We start from the raw sequence: 16,975 nt of genomic DNA on the forward strand, positions 1-16,975 counted from the left end.
CCGGTACGGGGCGTGGAGCGTGTTCGCCCCGGAGAGCGGGGGTGCGAGAGGTGGTGCGAGAGGTGTGGTGGGGCGGGTCAGCCCGAGTCGGCGGGCGGGTCAGCCGCCGTCGACGGGCAGGTCAGCCCCCGTCGGCGGGCAGGGCGCCGACGGGTACGCAGGTCAGACGGAAGGAGTCGGCGGACTCGGTGATGGCGGCCTCGACCTCCCGGGTGGAGGCGCCGCGGAAGCGGAAGCGGGTGCCGACGTGCTCGTAGCCGCTGATCGCCGGGGCCGTGGAGCCGACCGGGGTGTGCTTGACGGCGTACGGGAGCCGGCCGGGCGCCGGTTCCCGTACCCAGCCGGCCGCTTCGACCCGGCAGGGGGCGGGCACCGGGAGCGGGAGCAGCAGGTAGCCGCCGACCCCGCCGGTCTTGAGCGGCGGCAGGACCGGGGTCAGGCCGAGCTGGATGTCCACGGCGGCCGCCATCAGGTCGATGCCGTGGACGTCGCGCCAGGTGAAGGGGATCTCCCCGCCGCCCACCCGGGCCCCGCACTCCAGGAAGACCAGCGCGGGCCCGCCGTGGGGGTCCGGGGTGACGAAGGCCTCCAGGTGGAAGACCCAGGGCTGGGTGCCGCCGAGGGCGGGGCCGACCGCGGCGGCGAAGGCCTCGACGGCCTCCAGCAGCGCGGGGTCGTCCTCCTCTACGGAGCCGAGCCAGGTGCCCTGGGTGAAGTCGGCGCAGGTGCCGCCCACGTAGCGCGAGACGGTCCAGCTGCCGAGGGAATCGCCTTCCCACAGACCGTCGATGTGCAGGATCGGCCCGTCCACGTAGCTCTGGACCAGGTGTGGTTCGGCGGCGAGCGCCGCGGCCTGCCCGGTCAGCGCGTCCAGTTCGGCGGCGGAGTCGATCCGGACCACGCCCCGGCTGGCGGTGCCGCGGTGCGGTTTGACGACCAGCGGCCAGCCGTGGGTCTCGCCGAAGGCGAGCACGGCGGCCGGATCGGGAGCGGGGGCGAAGGCGGGCACCGGCAGGCCGGCGGCCTCGGCGGCGCGGCACATGGTCAGCTTGTCGCGGAACACGGCCAGTTCGGCGGTGTGCTGGCCGGGGATCGCGAACTCCTCGCGGATCAGCGCGGCCGTGTCCAGGTCCCCCTCGTTGAGGGCGATCAGCCGCGCCGGGGCGCCGAAGCGGGCGACGAGCCCGGTGACGGCGGCGCGGACGGCGGGCAGGTCGTCGGTCAGGGCGACGGTGGTGACCGCGGCGGCGCTCCCCGGTAACGAGGCGCGGCCGAGCTCGGTGCTCACGTAGGTGACGTGGGCGGTGGTGTGGTCGAGGTAGTCGGCGTAGTGCGCGTGGGTGTCCCGCCAGCGGTGCAGGACGATGATGTGCGGCCGGTCGGCGCTCATGCCGCCTCGCCCCCCTCACCCGCGTCGGTGGCGACCGCGACGGCGGGTGCGGGGGTCGCGGCGAGCCAGGGCAGGGCGGCCGCGGCCATCGTCCGGACGCCGACCGACAGCGCGGGTCCGGCGACGGGCGCGAAGGTGGAGGAGTGGTTCTGCGGAAGCTCGTCCAGCCTGCCGGCGGCGAAGGCCTCGCCGAAGGCCTGCGGGTCGAGGCCGCCGTAGAACCAGTACACCGAGGGGACTTGGGCGGCGGTGGCGAGGAGCCCGAAGTCCTCGCTGGCGGTGGTCGGGCCCATCGTCATGACGGCGCCGGCCCCGAAGTGCTCGCGGTGGGCGTCGGCCACCCGCTCGGCGCTCGCGGTGTCGTTGACGGTCATCGGCAGGTGGTAGACGGAGGTGATCTCCGGGTCGGCGGTCGCGCCCGCGGCGGCCGATTCGGCGCGTGCGAGGCGCTCGATGGCCGCGAGGACCTTCTCGCGGACCGGCGCGGAGCTGGTGCGCACGTTGATGCCGAGCTCGGCCGTGTCGGGTATGACCGCGGCGGTGGTGCCGGCGTGCAGCTTTCCGACGGTGACCACCACCGGCTCCTGGGCGGCGATCTCGCGGGAGACCACGGTCTGGAGCCGTAGCACGAGCGAGGCCGCCATCACCACGGGGTCGACGGCCGCCTCGGGCTTGGAGCCGTGGCCGCCGCGCCCGAAGAGCTTGACGGTGAGGGAGTCGGTGGCGCCCATGACGGTGCCCGGCAGGGTCGCGATGAGGCCGACGGGACCGGGTCCCACGTGCGAGCCGAGGATCACGTCGGGGCGCGGGAAGCGCTCGAAGAGGCCGTCCTCGACCATCTCGCGGGCTCCGTAGCCGCTCTCCTCCCCCGGCTGGAAGACGGCGACGACGGTGCCGCTCCAGGCCCCGCGGTTGCGGGCGAACAGGGCGCAGGACCCGATCAGCGCGGCCACGTGCAGGTCGTGGCCGCAGGCGTGCATCACCGGGACCTCGGTGCCCGCTTCGTCGGTGGCGGTCTCGGTGCTCGCGTAGGGCAGCCCGGTGGCCTCCTTGACGGGCAGCGCGTCCATGTCGGCGCGCAGCATGACCACCGGTCCGTCGCCGTTGCCCAGAACCGCGACCACGCCGGTGCGGCCGACGCCGGTGGTGATCTCCCAGCCGCCCTGGGCGGCCAGCCGCTCGGCGACGAGGGCCGCCGTCCGCTTCTCCTGGAAGGCGAGTTCGGGGTGGGTGTGCAGTGCGCGGTAGTCGGCTTCGAGGGCCGGCATCAGCGAGTCGAGACCGTCGAGCAGTGCAGTCATGACGTCCTTCTCAGGCATGAGGGGTTACGGGCACGGGGTGTTCGCGACCGGGGTGTTCGCGACCGGAGTGTTCGCGACCGGGGTGTTCGCGCACACCCCACGAGGCGGCCGGCGCCGCCGCGGCGGTCAGTGCGGGCCACCACGGCAGCCAGGAGTTGTGGCCCGCCGACCTCAGGAGCTCCGCGAGCACCGGGAACGTGCCGCCGAAGAGGCTGATCGCGGCCGCGGTGGGCAGGCCGACGGCGACGGCGCGCACCGCGGGCGGGAACAGCTGCCCCGCGAAGACGTTGCTCACCGCGAGCGGGAGGCCCAGCAGGAAGAGCAGGACCACGGTGACCAGGTGGACGGGGACCCGTCCGCAGGTCATGGCCGCCAGCAGCGGCACCGTGCCCACGGCGAGCCCGGCGAAGCCCAGGCGCAGTACGGGCAGGGCGCCGAACCGGTCGGCGGCCTTGCCACCGCCGAGCATGGCCGCGAGGAGCGCCGCCATGCCGAGGAGCAGTGCGGCGGAGGTCTCCTCCTTGCCGGCGGCCCCGGCGCTCTCGGCGTACGAGGGGAAGTCGACGGTGACGAAGCAGAAGGCGGTGGTGGCCCCCGAGGTGAGGGCGAACACCAGGGCGAGGCGCCCGAGATGGGCCCGCCGGCGGCGATCAGGCCGACGGTGAGGGTCAGTCCGTAGCGCCGGCCGCGGGTGTCGGTGAGCCGGCCGATGAGCACGCTGCCCAGCGGGCGGGCCAGGGCGCCGGCCGCCGGGAGGCCGCCCCGCACGTGACGGCCGGTCTCAGTGGTGGTCATCCGTTACTCCGTAGACCCTGATCAATGCGGTGTCCCGGCCGGGGAAGGGCACGGCGTGCAGCCGGACCCCGGTCGCCGGGAGGGCTTCCAGGCCGGTCAGGCCCGTGAGGGCGGGCAGGCCGGCGGCGGCGAGCGCCGCCGACGCCGGACCGTTGCCCTCGCGGCTGTCCGTGGCCACGAGGAGCGCGCCCTGCGCGGCGAGCAGTGCCACGGCGTCCTCGGTGAGGTACGGACCGGCCGCGCGGCCGGTCTGCACGACGACGGCGTGCCCCGCGAGGTCGAAGGGCGCCAGCGCGAGCCGGTCGGCGACCGGCGCTCCGGCTCCGAGGAGGCGGACCAGGACCACGGGAAGGTCCACCAGGCCGGCCAGGCCCGGTGCGGCGCCGCCCGGGCCCGTCGGCCAGGCGGCCCGGGTGGCGGGGCCGGTCAGGTCCGTCGTGGTGCGGCCCGAACCGGTCGGGCCGGTGTTCCGGGAGCCCTTGTGGGGCTCCCGGAGCAGCTCCCGGCGGGTGATCTTCACGCTGCCGACCATCAGCAGTCCGAGGTGGCGGACGATCAGTTCGCCCAGTTCCCCGTCGGTGATGTCGTCGCCGGGGATGTCCAGGCGGAACCCCTGCATCTGCAGGGCGCCTCCGTTGCTGAAGACGATCTCCGCGTCGAAGTCGACCCGCCGCTCACCGCTGTTGTTCGTTCCCGTGGCCATGGCCATGTTCGATGTCCTTCTCTCCGTGGATCCGTGCTCTGCCGTGCCGAACCGGCTTCTCCGGCTCAGGCGCAGTCGATCAGAGCTTTCTCCAGCGCCGCCGCCATCTCGTGGATCTCCTCGTCGGTGATCACCAGTGGCGGGAGCAGCCGGAGCACGGCGCCGTGCCGGCCGCCGCTCTCCAGCAGTAGCCCGTGGTCCAGGCAGGCGCGCTTGATGCGCTTGGCCCGGGCCCCGTCGGCGGGCAGCGCACCGAGCCGGTCGGCCGGGCCCGCGGGATCGACGATCTCGATTCCCCACATCAGGCCCCGGCCGCGGATCTGGCCGATCTCCGGGTGGCCGGCGGCCAGCCGCCCGAGGAGGGTGGCGATCGACTGGCCCTTGGCGGCGGCCTTTTCGATCAGTCCCTCGGACTCCGTGACCCGCATGGCGGCGAGCCCCGCGACCAGGGCGATCTGGTTGCCGCGGAAGGTGCCCGCGTGGGCTCCGGGCGTCCAGGCGTCGTACTTGCCGTGGTAGAGCAGCAGCGACAGCGGAAAGCCGCCGCCGGCCGCCTTGGACACGAGCACGGCGTCCGGTTCGATCCCGGACTCCTCGAAGGCCCACATGGTGCCGGTGCGTCCGAAGCCGGCCTGGATCTCGTCCAGGACCAGCGGGATGTCCAGCCGGGCGGTGATCTCCCGCAGGCCGCGCAGCCAGGAGGCCGGTGCCGGGATCACCCCGCCCTCGCCCTGGACCGCTTCGACGAAGATCGCGGCCGGTGTGGTGATGCCGCTCTCCGGGTCGGTGAGCAGCCGCTCGATGTAGGTCAGGCCGGCCTGGATGCCCGCCTCGCCGCCGATTCCGAAGGGGCAGCGGTAGTCGTAGGGAAAGGGCAGGTGGTGGACGTCCGGCATCAGGGAGGGCACGGGCTCCTTGGCGCCCAGGTTGCCGGTGAGGGCGAGGGCGCCCGCCGTCATGCCGTGGTAGGCCCCGTGGAAGGAGATCACCGTCCGGCGGCCGGTGGCGATCTTGAACAGCTTGATGGCGGCTTCGGTGGCGTCCGCGCCGGCCGGTCCGCAGAACTGCGTCTTGAAGGTGTCCGCCATGGTGCCGGGCAGCCGTGCGTACAGCGCCCGCAGGTACTCGTACTTGGCCGGGGTGGTCAGGTCCAGTGCCTGCTGGACCTGCCCGGAGGTGAGGTACTCCCCCACCGCGGCCAGTACGCCGGGGTGGTTGTGCCCCAGGGCGAGGGTGCCCGCCGCGGCGAGGCAGTCCAGGTACTCGCGGCCGTGCCCGTCGCGGATCCGCGCGCCGCGGCCTTCGGTGAGGAGCTTGCCGAAGGCGTTGGCGTAGGTCCGGGCGCCCGATTCGCGCGCCTCGACGAAGGTGTACATCTCGTTCGGCGTGAGGGTGGTCACGTCGTCACTCCACTTCGATTCCTCAGGCGTGAGCGGGCGTCCGCGACCATGACCTGGCCGAGGGCGATCCCTCCGTCATTGGTCGGGACGAGCCGGTGGACATGGGTGTCGAAACCGTCGGCGATCAGCCCGGTCAGGCAGTTGAGCAACAGGAACTCGTTGAGGAACACGCCTCCGGAGAGGGCGACCTGGTTGACCCCGGTCTCCTCCCGCAGGGCCTTGCAGCGCTCGCGCACCATCGCGACGACGGCCGTGTGGAACCGGCGGCTGATCCGGTCCACGGGCAGTCCGCCGGCGATGTCGGCCGCCATGGCCCGGATCACGGGCCGCGGGTCCACCTCGGTCAGTCCGTCGGCCTCGTAGGCCCCGAAGCGGTACGAGGCCTGCGGTTCCGGGGCGGCGTCGCGGTCGAGCAGCCCCTCCAGCTCGATCGGGCCCTGGGCCTCGTACTCGGCCCTGGCGCAGACCCCGGCGAGGGCGGCGGCCCCGTCGAAGAGCCGGCCCATGCTGGAGGTGGGCGGCGAGTTGATCCCGCGGGCGGCCATCGCGGCGAAGACCTGCCGGCGCTGCTCGTCGAGCGCGGCGAGGGCCGGGAAGCCCGCCAGGGCCCGGTCCGCGTCCCCGTCGAAGGCGTCCAGGGCGAGTGCGTACCCCGTGCGGATGGGTTCACGTACGGCTTGGTCCCCGCCGATCAGCGGCAGGCCGCGCATCCGGCCGACCCGGCGGTAGGCGGCGAAGTCCCCGAGGAGGAACTCCCCGCCCCAGACCGTGCCGTCCTCCCCGTAGCCGAAGCCGTCGAAGATCACGCCGAGGGTGGTGCCGCTCACGTGGTTCTCCGCCATGCAGGAGGCCATGTGGGCGTGGTGGTGCTGGACTTCCACGGTGGGGAGCGCCGGGCCCGCGCCGTCGTCGTCCAGGGCGGCGCGGGTGGAGCGGAACTGCGGGTGCATGTCGTGCGCCGTGACCTCCGGCTTGAGCGCGTAGAGCTGCGCCAGGTGCCGGGCGGTGCGGTGGTGCGCGGCGAAGGTCTCGTCGTTCTTGAGGTCGCCGATGTGCTGGCTGAGGAAGACCTGGGAGCCGTTGGTGAGGGCCACGGTCGTCTTCAGCTCGGCGCCGAGGGCGACCACGGGGACCACCTCGCGGCCGACGTCCACCGGGTAGGGGGCGTAGCCCCGGGCCCGGCGGATGAACTGGAGCAGCGGCTGGTCCAGTTCGGGGTGGTCGGAGAGGCGGACCACCGAGTCGTCGACCCGGATCTCGATGTCGCGGTCGTGGTAGAGGATCACGTCCGCGATCTCGAAGAGCTGCTCCAGGGCCTCTTCGTTGCGGTAGGCGATGGGGTAGCCGGAGATGTTGCCGCTCGTGGCGACGAGCGCTTCGAGGCCGGGCGCGTCCAGCAGCAGGTGGTGGTGGGGTGCCGAGGGCAGCATGATCCCCAGGTTGGGGTTGCGCGGGGCCACGGACTCCGGGAGGGAGCCCGCGCGCTTGCGGGCCAGCAGGATGGGGCGGGCCGGCGAGCGCAGGACGGCGATCTCCGCCTCGGAGAGGTCCACCAGGCCCTGCGCCGTGGTGAGATCGCGGACCATCACCGCGAACGGCTTGGAGTCGCGTCGCTTGCGGCGACGCAGCAGCGCCACGGCTTCCGCGTTGGTCGCGTCCACCACGAGGTGGAAGCCGCCGACGCTCTTCATGGCCGCGATCCCGCCGTCCGCGAGCACCCGGGCGGTGTGCAGGAGCGCCTCGTCCCCTTCTGCCGTGTTCCCCTCGCGGTCCCGGAGCAGCAGCCGGGGGCCGCAGTCCGGGCACGCGTTGGGCTGCGCGTGGTAGCGCCGGTCCATCGGGTCCTCGTACTCGGCCTTGCAGACCGCGCACATGGTGAAGGTGGCCATGGTGGTCATCGGGCGGTCGTACGGCAGGTCCCGGATGATCGAGTACCGGGGCCCGCAGTTGGTGCAGTTGATGAAGGGGTAGCGGTGCCGGCGGTCCTTCGGGTCGCGAAGTTCCGCCTGGCAGTCGCCACAGACGTGGGTGTCCGCCGGGAGCAGCGCGGACCGGGCTCCGGTGTGCTCGCTGTGCACGATGGTGAACGGGCCCGTGGGCACGGTGCCGCGCTCCGGCCCCCGCGTCGTCCGGACCTCGTCCACCCGGGCGAGCTCGGGGGCGCGGCCGCTGAGGCCCGCCGCGAACTCCTCCAGGGCGGCGACCGGCCCGGACGCCTCCACCAGCACGCCCTCGGGGTCGTTGCGAACCCAGCCGGAGAGGCCGAGTTCACGGGCCAGCTTGTAGACGAACGGCCGGTAGCCGACGCCCTGGACCACACCGGTGACGCGGATGCGCCATTCCTCGACGGCGCCCGAGGCGCTGCCGGTCCTGTCGGTCCTGTCGGTCCTGTCGGTCCTGTCGGTCCTGTCGGTCCCGTGGGCCGTGTCGGCCCCGTAGGGCCGCTCCGTGACGGTCTGCTCGGTGCTCATGGCGGATTCCTCGGTCCCTTGTCTCAGCAGAGCCGGGGGAGTTCGGCGCCGAGGAGTTCCTCCAGCTGGGTCTCGCGGCCGTCCTTGTCGCGCAGCAGCACCAGGGCCTCGGTGTCCTCGGAGATCTCGCCGATGGTGACCGCGTGCTGGCCGTAGGGCAGCGAGCGCAGGGCGGCCAGTACGTCGGCCTCCGCCTCCGGGGCCACGAAGACCGCGAGGCAGCCTTCGTTGGCGCAGTGCAGCGGGTTGATGCCGAGCATGTCGGCGGCCATCGCGGTCTCGTGCTGGATGGGCAGGTCGTCCTGGTCGACGCGGATGGTGCGGCCGAGCTTGTGGGCGTACTCGTGGAGCACGGCGGTCAGTCCGCCGCGGGTGACGTCGCGCATGGAGCGGACCGCGCCGGCCTCCACGGTGGACAGGACCGTGTCGACGAGGCCGTTCAGTGGCGCGCAGTCGCTGTCCACGCGCTGCTCGAAGCCGAGGCCCTCGCGGATGGAGAGCAGGTGCACCGTGTGGTTGCCGATGGGGCCGCTGAGGATCACCTTGTCGCCGGGGCGCACGTCGGTCATGGTGAGCGGCTCGCGCTCGAAGACCCCGACGCCCGCGGTGTTCAGGTAGATCTGGTCGGCCTCGCCCTTGCGGACCACCTTGGTGTCCCCGCCGACGATCTGTACGCCGGCCTCGCGGGCGGTGTCGCGGATCGACTCCAGGACCCGGACCAGCTTGGGGACGGGGAGCCCGGTCTCCAGGATCATCCCGAGGGTGAGGTACTTGGGCCGGGCGCCGGCCACGGCCAGGTCGTTGACGGTGCCGCAGACCGCGATCTTCCCGATGTCCCCGTTGCCGAAGAACGGCGGGTCGATCACGAAGGAGTCGGTGGTCATCGCGATGCGGTCGCCCTCGATCTTGAGGACCGCACTGTCCTCCATGATGCCGACGTACACGTCGCCGAGGGTCGCCGCGATCAGCTGGACCAGGTCCTGGCTCAGCTTCGCGCCGGTGCCGTGGTCGAGGACGATGAATTCGGTGGGATCCACGCTGGTGGTCATGCCGGTTCGTTCCTTTCGGGAGTGGGGCCGGAACGGGGAGTTGCGGGCAGGGGCGTGGTCACGGGGTCTTGATGTTCTTGCGGGGCAGCCCGCCCTCGGCGTCGAGGACCCGGATGACCTCGGTGGAGTCGGTCACCGTGGCGCAGTAGCCCTCCAGCCAGTCCAGGGCGCGCTGCTTGTCGTCCAGGCGGGCCGAGACGACGCAGTCGGAGGGGACCCAGATGTTGTAGCCGCGGAAGAAGGCGTCGGCGGCGGTGGTCTGGACGCAGATCTGCGTCTGCATGCCGGTGATCAGCACGGTGTCCACGCCGAGGGCCTGGAGGCGGTCGTGCAGGTCGGTCTCGTAGAAGCCGGAGTCCTTGCTCTTCTCCATGACGACGTCCTCGGGGGCCAGGAAGGCCTCGATGATGTCGGCGCCGTGGGTGCCGCGCTGGACCGGGAGGTGACCGTCGTAGCGCTCGGCGTTCGGGTCGTCCGGGTCGTTGACGAGCTGGAGGTGGAAGATGTGGTGGCCGCGGCTGCGCATCTCGTCGAGGAAGCCCGTGAAGTGGGGGGTGGCGGCCTCGACGGCGGCGACGCGCTCCGGGTTCTTCTCGACCAGCTCGTACTGGAGGTCGTTGGTCAGGACGGCGATCTTGGACATGGCTGTGCCCTTCGGTGGAGTGGTGTGGTCCCGGAGCCCGGCCGGCGCACGTCGACGTGCGCCCCGGCGGGCGGTGGGTGAGGCGGGAGGAGCGCGCACCGGCCGGTCGACCGCGAAGGGCCGTGGCGCACGGGCGGATCGGCCCGGGGCGATGTGGGGCGTGCTCGGTACCGCGTGCTCGGTACGGGGCCCGCGCGGCCGGGTCGGGCGGCGCGGCGGTCAGGAGGGGCGCGGATGCGGGTGCGCGGGGAGTGCCTCAGGCCTGGCGCGCGTACGAGGTGCTACTCGTACGAGGTCTGCGCGTACGAGGTCTGCGCGTACGGCCTGCCGGTGGGGACGTCAGCTCGCGACCGCGACGCGGTCGGACTCGAGCTCGTGCAGCCAGGTGCCGGTGGCCTCGAAGTGCGCCGTGACGTCGGCGAGCCGGGCGTGCATGTAGAAGCCGGTGACGGGGCGGCCGTCGGCTCGGGCGTAGTCGGGCAGCCGGCCGTACTCGTGGAAGCCCAGGCGCTGCCAGAGCACGGAGGGGCCGTCGTCGCGGACTTCGAGCGTGATGACGTCGCAGCCCATCTCGCCGACCTTGCGCAGGGCCTCGGCCCAGCCTTCGAGCAGGAACTGCCCGCGGTGGTCGGGGGCCACGACGCAGCGGCGCATCTCGACGATGTGGCGCCGGGCGGGCAGCGGGGCCCGGGCGAGCGTCACCATGCCGACGATGCGGCCTTCGTCGTTGCGGACGTGGAGGAGGTCGACGGCGCCCTTGCGCAGGTCGGCCTCGAAGGCCCGCATCAGGGGCAGGCCCTTCTCCAGGCCCACCGGTTCGTAGAAGCCGAGGGTCATCTCCTTGACCGCGACGGCGTCCATCAGCTCGATCATTTCGCGCATGTCCTGTTCGGACAGTTCGCGAGGCCACGAATAGTGCATCGTCTTCCTTGGTGAGTAGACGGGTGGAGCAGCCGGACCCCGGACATCGCGGCACCGCCCCGTGGGGGCCGTGCGGCACATCTGGAACGCAATGCCCGGGATCGCCGGACTGCGGGAGTGTCGGCCCTTCAGCCCCTCGGCCCCTCGGCCTTTCAGGGCGTCGCCGGCAGGTGTGGGCCCCTCGGTCAGACCGAAGCGGTGGCCTTCGTCTGCAGGTTGGTCTGCACGGCGGCGGCCGGTGCGGCCTGGGTCAGCAGCGAGGCGTCGGCGCCCGCGCCGAGCACGGTGGCCGCGTAGACCTCGACGAAGTAGGACACGAACAGCGAGTTGATCTTGATGAGGTGCTCGACGAACCGCTCCTCGCCGGCCTCGTCCTCGATGATCCGCATGATGAGGTTCCAGACCATGTCGACGTGGTCGTCGTCCTCGTCGAGGGCCAGGTGGGCGCGGGCACCCTTGGTCTTGTCGGCGCCGACATGCTGCTCCATGATGTCGAGCCAGTCGGGCTGCGTCTTGCCCGCGATGTACTCCAGGTAGAACCCGCTGATCATCGCGGCCAGCGGACCCTCGGTGGCCATCGTGTAGTAGAAGTAGCCGTTGAGCAGCTCGGTGGCGAAGGTCGGACGGATCGCGTAGATCTCCTCGTCCGTCATGCCGACCTTGTGCAGGTCCCCGGCGAACATGCGGTCGTGACGGCCCTCTTCCGCGCCGTACAGGCCCCACTCCTTGCAGAGCTGCGGGTCCCGGGTGGCCCAGTAGTTGGCGATGAGCGGGTCGACGGCACGCTTGAGGCCGATCCGGATCATCGTCTCGACGTTGTGCCGCTTGTACAGCTCGAGGTCGAACTTGTCCTTGTCGAGCATGCCGTCGGCGCCCGCGCTGCGCTCGTAGAAGTCCCGCTCGAACTTCAGCAGGAGCTCGTCGACGCGCTTGCGGAACTCAGGGCGCTGCAGGTTGGAGTACGTGTTGTACGACTTACTTCGAGGCATCTCATCCCCAGCCGAGATCGTTGGTTACCCGACCCGGACCCGTGGATCCGGCGAGGTTCGCCGCACCACTGGTCGACGGGGCCAGGAAGACGGTCACCGCGAAAGTTGCCGCAATGGCGATGAGGAAACTCGCTATACGTGGCATGCTTGCCTGCCCCTCAAGATGTCTTGCGGTCCGGATCAGCTTCGGCCTCATCCTGTCGTTTCCACGACATCCAGAGCCATCCCTTTCTGGGATCATGTTGCCGCTGGCGAAAACATGACAGGGGGATGAATTGAACACAATCAGACAAGTCCACCCTTTTCCCGTGCCCCGGCTCACCCCTGCCGGAGATCGTCTTTACCGGTACTGCACACAGACACCGGGAACAACGCGCGATACGGCCGCCGCGGCACTCGGCATGACCGCCGGGGAAATAGAGGCGGCCGCGGCGTCCCTGGACACCCTGGGGCTGCTCAGCACGTGCCCCGTGACCGAGATCTACACCCCGTACCCCGTGGAGCACGCACGCATCAAGATCCTCAACCCGGCGCAGCACAGCCTGAACGAGACCCAGACCTTCCTCGATCAACTGCGCGGGGATTTAGATCTGTTGACGCTCACGACGGCGCACCTTCAGGACGACACGGCACTGGAGTTGGTGCCGGGCGTAGGGGACGTCCGCAAACTCATCGCCGGCCTCGCGGTCGGCTGCCGCACCGAGGTGATGACCTCCCAGCCCGGCGGGGCCCGGGACACGGAGGTGCTCCAGGAGAGCCTGGAACGCACCGAACGGCTGCTGGAACGCGGCGTCCGCATGCGGACGCTGTACCAGCACACGGCCCGGTTCAGCCCGGCCACCGCGTCCTTTGTCGAGCGGGTCGCGCCGCTCGGAGCGGAGGTGTGCACGCTCGCACACGGTTTTCCGCGCTGCATCATCTTCGACAAGGAAGTGGCGATCTTGCCGCTTTCGGACGGCTCCCACGGTGCGGTGGTAACGAAAAACAGCCACCTTGTCTCATTCCTCGTGGAGGCCTACGAGCGGGCCTGGAGCGCCGCCGAGAAATTCACCTCGGACGACGACCGGCCGGCCCGCGCGGCCATTACCTCGGATATTCAGCAGACGATCGTCTCGCTGCTCATCCAGGGCGAGTCGGACAACCGAATAGCGCATGTGGTCGGAATATCGTTGCGAAATTGTCAACGCCACATTGCGAACATCATGAAGAGCATCGGAGCCCGCAACCGGCTGCACGCCGGATATCTGCTGGGCAAAGAGCCTTTCAACGGTGTCTGACCCTCCGTTCGCCCGGGTCACGGGTCCGGCCCGGGCGGCCGGGGAGCCGGAAGCGTTCCCACTAGCGACCGCCCGCGACCGGAAGCGGAACCGCGCCGGGGGCGGGTGCGGGCGCCTCCGCGCCCTGCACCGCCGCCGCGGGTCGTGACTTCGAGGGCACCAGTGAGGTCACCGCCACCCCGCCGACCAGCAGGACGGCCGCCACCCAGCGCAGCCCGCTCACGCCCTCCCCGAGCACCAGGGCCGCCGAGCTCATCCCGAAGACCGGCACCAGCAGCGAGAAGGGTGCCACCGAGGAGGCGGGATAGGTGCGCAGCAGGAACCCCCACGCCCCGAAGCCGAACACCGTGGTGATCCAGGCGAGGTAGAGGATGACCCCGACCCCGCTCCAGTCGAGCCCGCGCAGCGCCGCCAGGTCCCGCTCCGGACCCTCCAGCAGGAGCGAGAGCCCCGCCAGCGGCAGCACGGGCACCACGCTCACCCACACCATGAAGTTCAGCGCGTCGGGCGGGGAGGCCTTGCGGGTCAGCACGTTGGAGACGCCCCAGCACGCGGCGGCGGCGATCACCATGACGAAGCCCAGCGCCGGCCCGGAGGCGCCCTCGTCCACGGCGGCCACGGCGATCCCCGCGAAGGCCACGGCCATGCCCGCGATCCGCAGCCGGCCCGGCCGTTCCCTGAGCACGACGGCCGCGAACACGGCCGTGAACACCGCCTGCGCCTGGAGGACCAGCGAGGACAGTCCTGCCGGCATCCCGTTGTCCATCCCGGAGAACAGCAGCCCGAACTTCGCGATGCCGAGGACCACGCCGACCGCGATCACCCACTTCCACGCCACCTTGGGCCGGCCGACGAAGAACACCGCGGGCAGGGCGGCGACCAGGAAGCGCAGGGCGGACAGCAGCAGCGGAGGGAAGGATCCGAGTCCGAACTCGATGACGACGAAGTTGAAACCCCAGACCGCGGCTACGAGGACCGCGAGGGCGGTGTGCATGGGTCGCATGACCCGAGCATCGGCTCATCAACCGTTTAGCACCAGCGCCAATGTCTTCAGGGTCGGATGTAGCAATGCTTCATCCAGGGTTCCGCGGCGCCGGCCGACGCGGGCCCGAAGCCGACCGACGCGGGCCCGACGCGGGCCCGGCCCGATCCGGACGGCACGCCCTAAGCTGACCGGCATGCTCGACCTCTCCCGGCTGCGCGCCCTGCACGCCGTCTCCGTCCACGGCTCGGTCGGCGCCGCCGCGGCCGCCCTCGGGTACACCCCCTCCGCCGTCTCCCAGCAGATCGCCAAGCTGGAACGGGAAACCCGCACCACTCTGCTCGAACGCCACGGCCGCGGGGTCGCCCTCACCGAGGAGGCCAAACTGCTGGCCGAGACGGCCCAGCAGCTGATGGCCATCTCCGAGCAGGCCGAGACCGCGCTGGAGGAGTCCCGCGGCCAGCCCATCGGCCGGCTGCGGGTCGCCGCCTTCGCCTCGGCCGCCCGCGGCCTGCTCCCCGGGGTCCTCGCGGACCTGGCCCACCGTCACCCGGCCCTGGAAGTACGGCTCACCGAGATCAATCCCCATCTCTCGATGGACCTGGTCTCGCGCGGGGTCACCGACCTGGCCGTCACCCACGACTGGGACATCGCACCGCTGCCCGCCCCCGAAGGCGTGGAGCAGGCCGTGATCGGGGACGACCGCTGCGACCTCCTCGTGCCCGCCGGGCACCCCTTCACCTCCCGCACCGTCATCCACCGCTCGGACCTGGGCGGGCAGCGCTGGGTCTGCCAGCCGCCCGGCCGCGTCTGCCACGACTGGCTGGTGCGGACCCTGCGCACGGCCGGGTTCGAGCCCGACATCACGCACGTCGCCGAGGAGAACCACACCATCGTCTCGCTGGTCGCCGCCGGACTCGGGGTGGCCGTCGTACCGCGGCTGGGCACCGGGACGCTGCCGCCCGGCGCGGTGGCCGTACCGCTGGAGCCGGGCCCCGTACGCCGGTTGTACGCCCTGTGGCGGACCGGGGCGGCCCGCCGGCCGGCGATCACCGAGGCCGTACGGACCCTGCGCGAGCACTGGCCCCGAGTCGCACCCCGTACGGGGGACTCCGCGAGTGTCCCCCGCGCCCAAGGCCCCGCCCCGCAGTAGCGTCCGGCGCGTGCCGAACCACGCCTCCCGCCGGACCCTGCTCACCGTGGCCGCCGTGGCCGCCGCCACCGCTGCCGGGGCCGCGTCCGCCGCGGTGGGCCCCGACCGGAACCCAGACGGCCCGGCCCCCGACGACCCCCGGCCGGGCGATCGCGCACCGAAGCACACCCCGGCCCCGCGGGTCCGGCCGCACGAGACGATGGCGCGCATGAGCCTGGCCGAACTGGTCGGGCAGCTCTTCGTATCGCGGGCGTACGGGCACGCGGCTACCGAGCCCGACCCCGAGGACGCCGCGCTCAATCAGCAGGCGTTCGGGGTGCGCACCCCCGCCGAACTGGTCGCCCGCTACCACCTCGGCGGGATCGTCTACTTCGGCTGGGCCCACAACTCCCGCTCCCCTCGCCAGATCGCCGAGCTGTCCGCCGGGCTCCAGCGTGCGGCCACGGACTCCGGAGCGGGCGTCCCGCTGCTGCTCTCCATCGACCAGGAACACGGCGCCGTGGCCCGCGTGGGACGGCCCGCGACCCTGCTCCCGGGCGCCATGGCGCTGGGGGCCCTGGCCCTGGGGACGGGCGGGTCCACCGCCGAGGCCCGCCGGGCCGCGCGCATCGCGGGCGCCGAGCTGGCGGCCATGGGCATCCGGCACAACTACGCCCCGGTGGCGGACGTGAACGTCGATCCCGCCAACCCGGTCATCGGCGTACGGTCCTTCGGCGCCGACCCGCACGCCGTGGCGGCCCTGGTCTCCGCCCAGATCCGCGGCTATCAGGGCGCCGGGGTGGCCGCCACGGCGAAGCACTTCCCGGGGCACGGGGACACCGGCACCGACAGCCACGTCGGGCTGCCGCTGATGAAGCACACGCGCGCGCAGTGGGAGGAGCTGGACGAGCCGCCGTTCCGGGCCGCCGTGGAGGCGGGCGTGGACGTGGTGATGACGGCGCACATCGTCTTCCCCGCGCTCGACCCCTCGGGGGATCCGGCGACCCTCTCGCGGCCCATCGTCACCGGGATCCTGCGCGAACGCCTGGGCTTCCGCGGGGTGGTGGTCACCGACGCCCTCGACATGGCCGGGGTCCGCCAGAAGTACGGGGACGACCGGGTCCCGGTGCTGGCCCTGAAGGCGGGCTGCGACCAGCTGCTGAACCCGCCGGACCTGGGGCTGGCCGTCCGCAGCGTGCTGGCGGCCGTGGAGTCGGGCGAGCTGACGCGGGCCCGGATCGAGGAGTCGGTGCTGCGGATCCTGGAACTGAAGGCCCGACGGGGCCTGTTCGACGCGCCTGCGCGGGACGCGGACGCGGCGCGGGCGATGGACACGGTGGACGCGACCGTCGGCATCCCCGCGCACCTGGCGGCCGCCGGGGAGATCGCGGACCGTACGACGACCCTGCTGGCCAATCCGGTGGGGCTGCTCCCGCTGGATCCGGCGGACCGGCCGGTGCTCCTGGTCACCGGGACCGACCCGGTCTCCCCCACGGGTACGACGGGACCCCCTACCGCGGTACTGGCCCGGGAGCTGTCCGCGCTGGGCTGCCGGGCGACGGCCCTGCCGCCCGCGCGTGCGGTGGCGGCCGCCCCCGGAAACGCGGCCGTGCTCGTGTGCACGTACAACGTCCCCGAGGGCGAGAGTCCGCAGCGCGAGCTGGTCACCCGACTGCTGGCCACCGGGGTGCCGGTGGTCCTGGTGGCGATCCGCAACCCCTACGACCCGGCCCGGCTGCCGGCCTGCGCGGCCGAACTGGCCACCTACACCTGGACGGACGTGGAGCTGCGGGCGGCGGCCCGGGTGGTCACCGGGACCGTACGCCCCATGGGGCGCCTGCCGGTTCCGGTTCCGGGCCGCTACCCGCTGGGCCACGGGCTGGCGTACGGGTAAGTCCCCGCACCCCTCCCGCGGCCCCACT

Annotated in this window: 13 protein-coding genes and 1 pseudogene; 3 read left to right on the plus strand and 11 right to left on the minus strand. The window is 72.3% G+C overall.

Features of this window, described 5'->3' with window-relative positions; all coding sequences use genetic code 11:
- Positions 1–121: 121 nt before the first annotated feature.
- The 10 genes and pseudogenes from OG247_RS15695 to OG247_RS15740 all read right to left on the minus strand — a co-directional run bounded on the left by OG247_RS15695 (position 122) and on the right by OG247_RS15740 (position 11,662).
- Positions 122–1,390 carry an ATP-grasp domain-containing protein gene (locus OG247_RS15695; RefSeq protein WP_327252836.1) on the minus strand — a complete coding sequence of 423 codons (1,269 nt, stop codon included), beginning with the start codon at positions 1,388–1,390 and terminating at the stop codon, positions 122–124.
- On the minus strand, positions 1,387–2,691 hold the full coding sequence (locus OG247_RS15700) for an amidohydrolase (protein WP_327252837.1): 1,305 nt from the start codon (positions 2,689–2,691) through the stop codon (positions 1,387–1,389). The genes OG247_RS15695 and OG247_RS15700 overlap by 4 nt, the downstream gene beginning before the upstream one ends.
- 10 nt (positions 2,692–2,701) lie before the next feature.
- A pseudogene (locus OG247_RS15705) lies at positions 2,702–3,418 on the minus strand (hypothetical protein); the annotation flags it as partial.
- Between the two features lie 54 nt (positions 3,419–3,472).
- Positions 3,473–4,195 carry a hypothetical protein gene (locus OG247_RS15710; RefSeq protein WP_327252838.1) on the minus strand — a complete coding sequence of 241 codons (723 nt, stop codon included), beginning with the start codon at positions 4,193–4,195 and terminating at the stop codon, positions 3,473–3,475.
- 59 nt (positions 4,196–4,254) lie between these two features.
- A complete protein-coding gene (locus OG247_RS15715) occupies positions 4,255–5,589 on the minus strand; it encodes a diaminobutyrate--2-oxoglutarate transaminase family protein (RefSeq protein WP_327252839.1) in 1,335 nt (444 codons plus the stop codon).
- A complete protein-coding gene (gene hypF / locus OG247_RS15720; RefSeq protein WP_327252840.1) occupies positions 5,586–8,060 on the minus strand; it encodes a carbamoyltransferase HypF in 2,475 nt (824 codons plus the stop codon). The genes OG247_RS15715 and hypF overlap by 4 nt, the downstream gene beginning before the upstream one ends.
- Positions 8,061–8,083: 23 nt before the next feature.
- On the minus strand, positions 8,084–9,109 hold the full coding sequence (hypE, locus tag OG247_RS15725; protein WP_327252841.1) for a hydrogenase expression/formation protein HypE: 1,026 nt from the start codon (positions 9,107–9,109) through the stop codon (positions 8,084–8,086).
- A gap of 58 nt (positions 9,110–9,167) precedes the next feature.
- Positions 9,168–9,752: a cysteine hydrolase family protein gene (locus OG247_RS15730; protein ID WP_327252842.1), complete on the minus strand. Its 585-nt coding sequence runs from the start codon at positions 9,750–9,752 to the stop codon at positions 9,168–9,170.
- A gap of 339 nt (positions 9,753–10,091) precedes the next feature.
- Positions 10,092–10,673: a GNAT family N-acetyltransferase gene (locus tag OG247_RS15735; RefSeq protein WP_327252843.1), complete on the minus strand. Its 582-nt coding sequence runs from the start codon at positions 10,671–10,673 to the stop codon at positions 10,092–10,094.
- A 185-nt stretch (positions 10,674–10,858) separates the two neighbouring features.
- The gene (locus OG247_RS15740) at positions 10,859–11,662 is read right to left on the minus strand and encodes a hypothetical protein (protein ID WP_327252844.1); all 804 of its coding nucleotides are present in this window, start codon (positions 11,660–11,662) and stop codon (positions 10,859–10,861) included.
- A 308-nt stretch (positions 11,663–11,970) separates the two neighbouring features.
- On the opposite strand from OG247_RS15740, the gene OG247_RS15745 reads away from it, so the two are divergent.
- The gene (locus OG247_RS15745; protein WP_327252845.1) at positions 11,971–12,939 is read left to right on the plus strand and encodes a helix-turn-helix transcriptional regulator; all 969 of its coding nucleotides are present in this window, start codon (positions 11,971–11,973) and stop codon (positions 12,937–12,939) included.
- A gap of 61 nt (positions 12,940–13,000) precedes the next feature.
- Here the strand turns inward: OG247_RS15745 and OG247_RS15750 are convergent, their stop codons facing one another.
- Positions 13,001–13,942, minus strand: a complete 942-nt coding sequence (locus tag OG247_RS15750; RefSeq protein ID WP_327252846.1) for an EamA family transporter — start codon at positions 13,940–13,942, stop codon at positions 13,001–13,003.
- A 175-nt stretch (positions 13,943–14,117) separates the two neighbouring features.
- On the opposite strand from OG247_RS15750, the gene OG247_RS15755 reads away from it, so the two are divergent.
- On the plus strand, positions 14,118–15,074 hold the full coding sequence (locus tag OG247_RS15755; protein WP_327252847.1) for a LysR family transcriptional regulator: 957 nt from the start codon (positions 14,118–14,120) through the stop codon (positions 15,072–15,074).
- Positions 15,075–15,084: 10 nt separating this feature from the next.
- A complete protein-coding gene (locus OG247_RS15760) occupies positions 15,085–16,947 on the plus strand; it encodes a glycoside hydrolase family 3 protein (protein ID WP_327252848.1) in 1,863 nt (620 codons plus the stop codon).
- Positions 16,948–16,975: the final 28 nt, after the last annotated feature.

It is taken from the genome of Streptomyces sp. NBC_01244 (assembly GCF_035987325.1).
Lineage (GTDB): Bacteria > Actinomycetota > Actinomycetes > Streptomycetales > Streptomycetaceae > Streptomyces.

Coding starts and splice junctions, on each gene's coding strand:
- OG247_RS15700 (WP_327252837.1), bottom strand. CDS start 2,691: ATGACTGCACTGCTCGACGGTCTCGACTCGCTGATGCCGGCCCTCGAA.
- hypE (WP_327252841.1), bottom strand. CDS start 9,109: ATGACCACCAGCGTGGATCCCACCGAATTCATCGTCCTCGACCACGGC.
- OG247_RS15695 (WP_327252836.1), bottom strand. CDS start 1,390: ATGAGCGCCGACCGGCCGCACATCATCGTCCTGCACCGCTGGCGGGAC.
- OG247_RS15740 (WP_327252844.1), bottom strand. CDS start 11,662: ATGCCTCGAAGTAAGTCGTACAACACGTACTCCAACCTGCAGCGCCCT.
- OG247_RS15735 (WP_327252843.1), bottom strand. CDS start 10,673: ATGCACTATTCGTGGCCTCGCGAACTGTCCGAACAGGACATGCGCGAA.
- OG247_RS15750 (WP_327252846.1), bottom strand. CDS start 13,942: ATGCGACCCATGCACACCGCCCTCGCGGTCCTCGTAGCCGCGGTCTGG.
- OG247_RS15730 (WP_327252842.1), bottom strand. CDS start 9,752: ATGTCCAAGATCGCCGTCCTGACCAACGACCTCCAGTACGAGCTGGTC.
- OG247_RS15755 (WP_327252847.1), top strand. CDS start 14,118: ATGCTCGACCTCTCCCGGCTGCGCGCCCTGCACGCCGTCTCCGTCCAC.
- hypF (WP_327252840.1), bottom strand. CDS start 8,060: ATGAGCACCGAGCAGACCGTCACGGAGCGGCCCTACGGGGCCGACACG.
- OG247_RS15710 (WP_327252838.1), bottom strand. CDS start 4,195: ATGGCCATGGCCACGGGAACGAACAACAGCGGTGAGCGGCGGGTCGAC.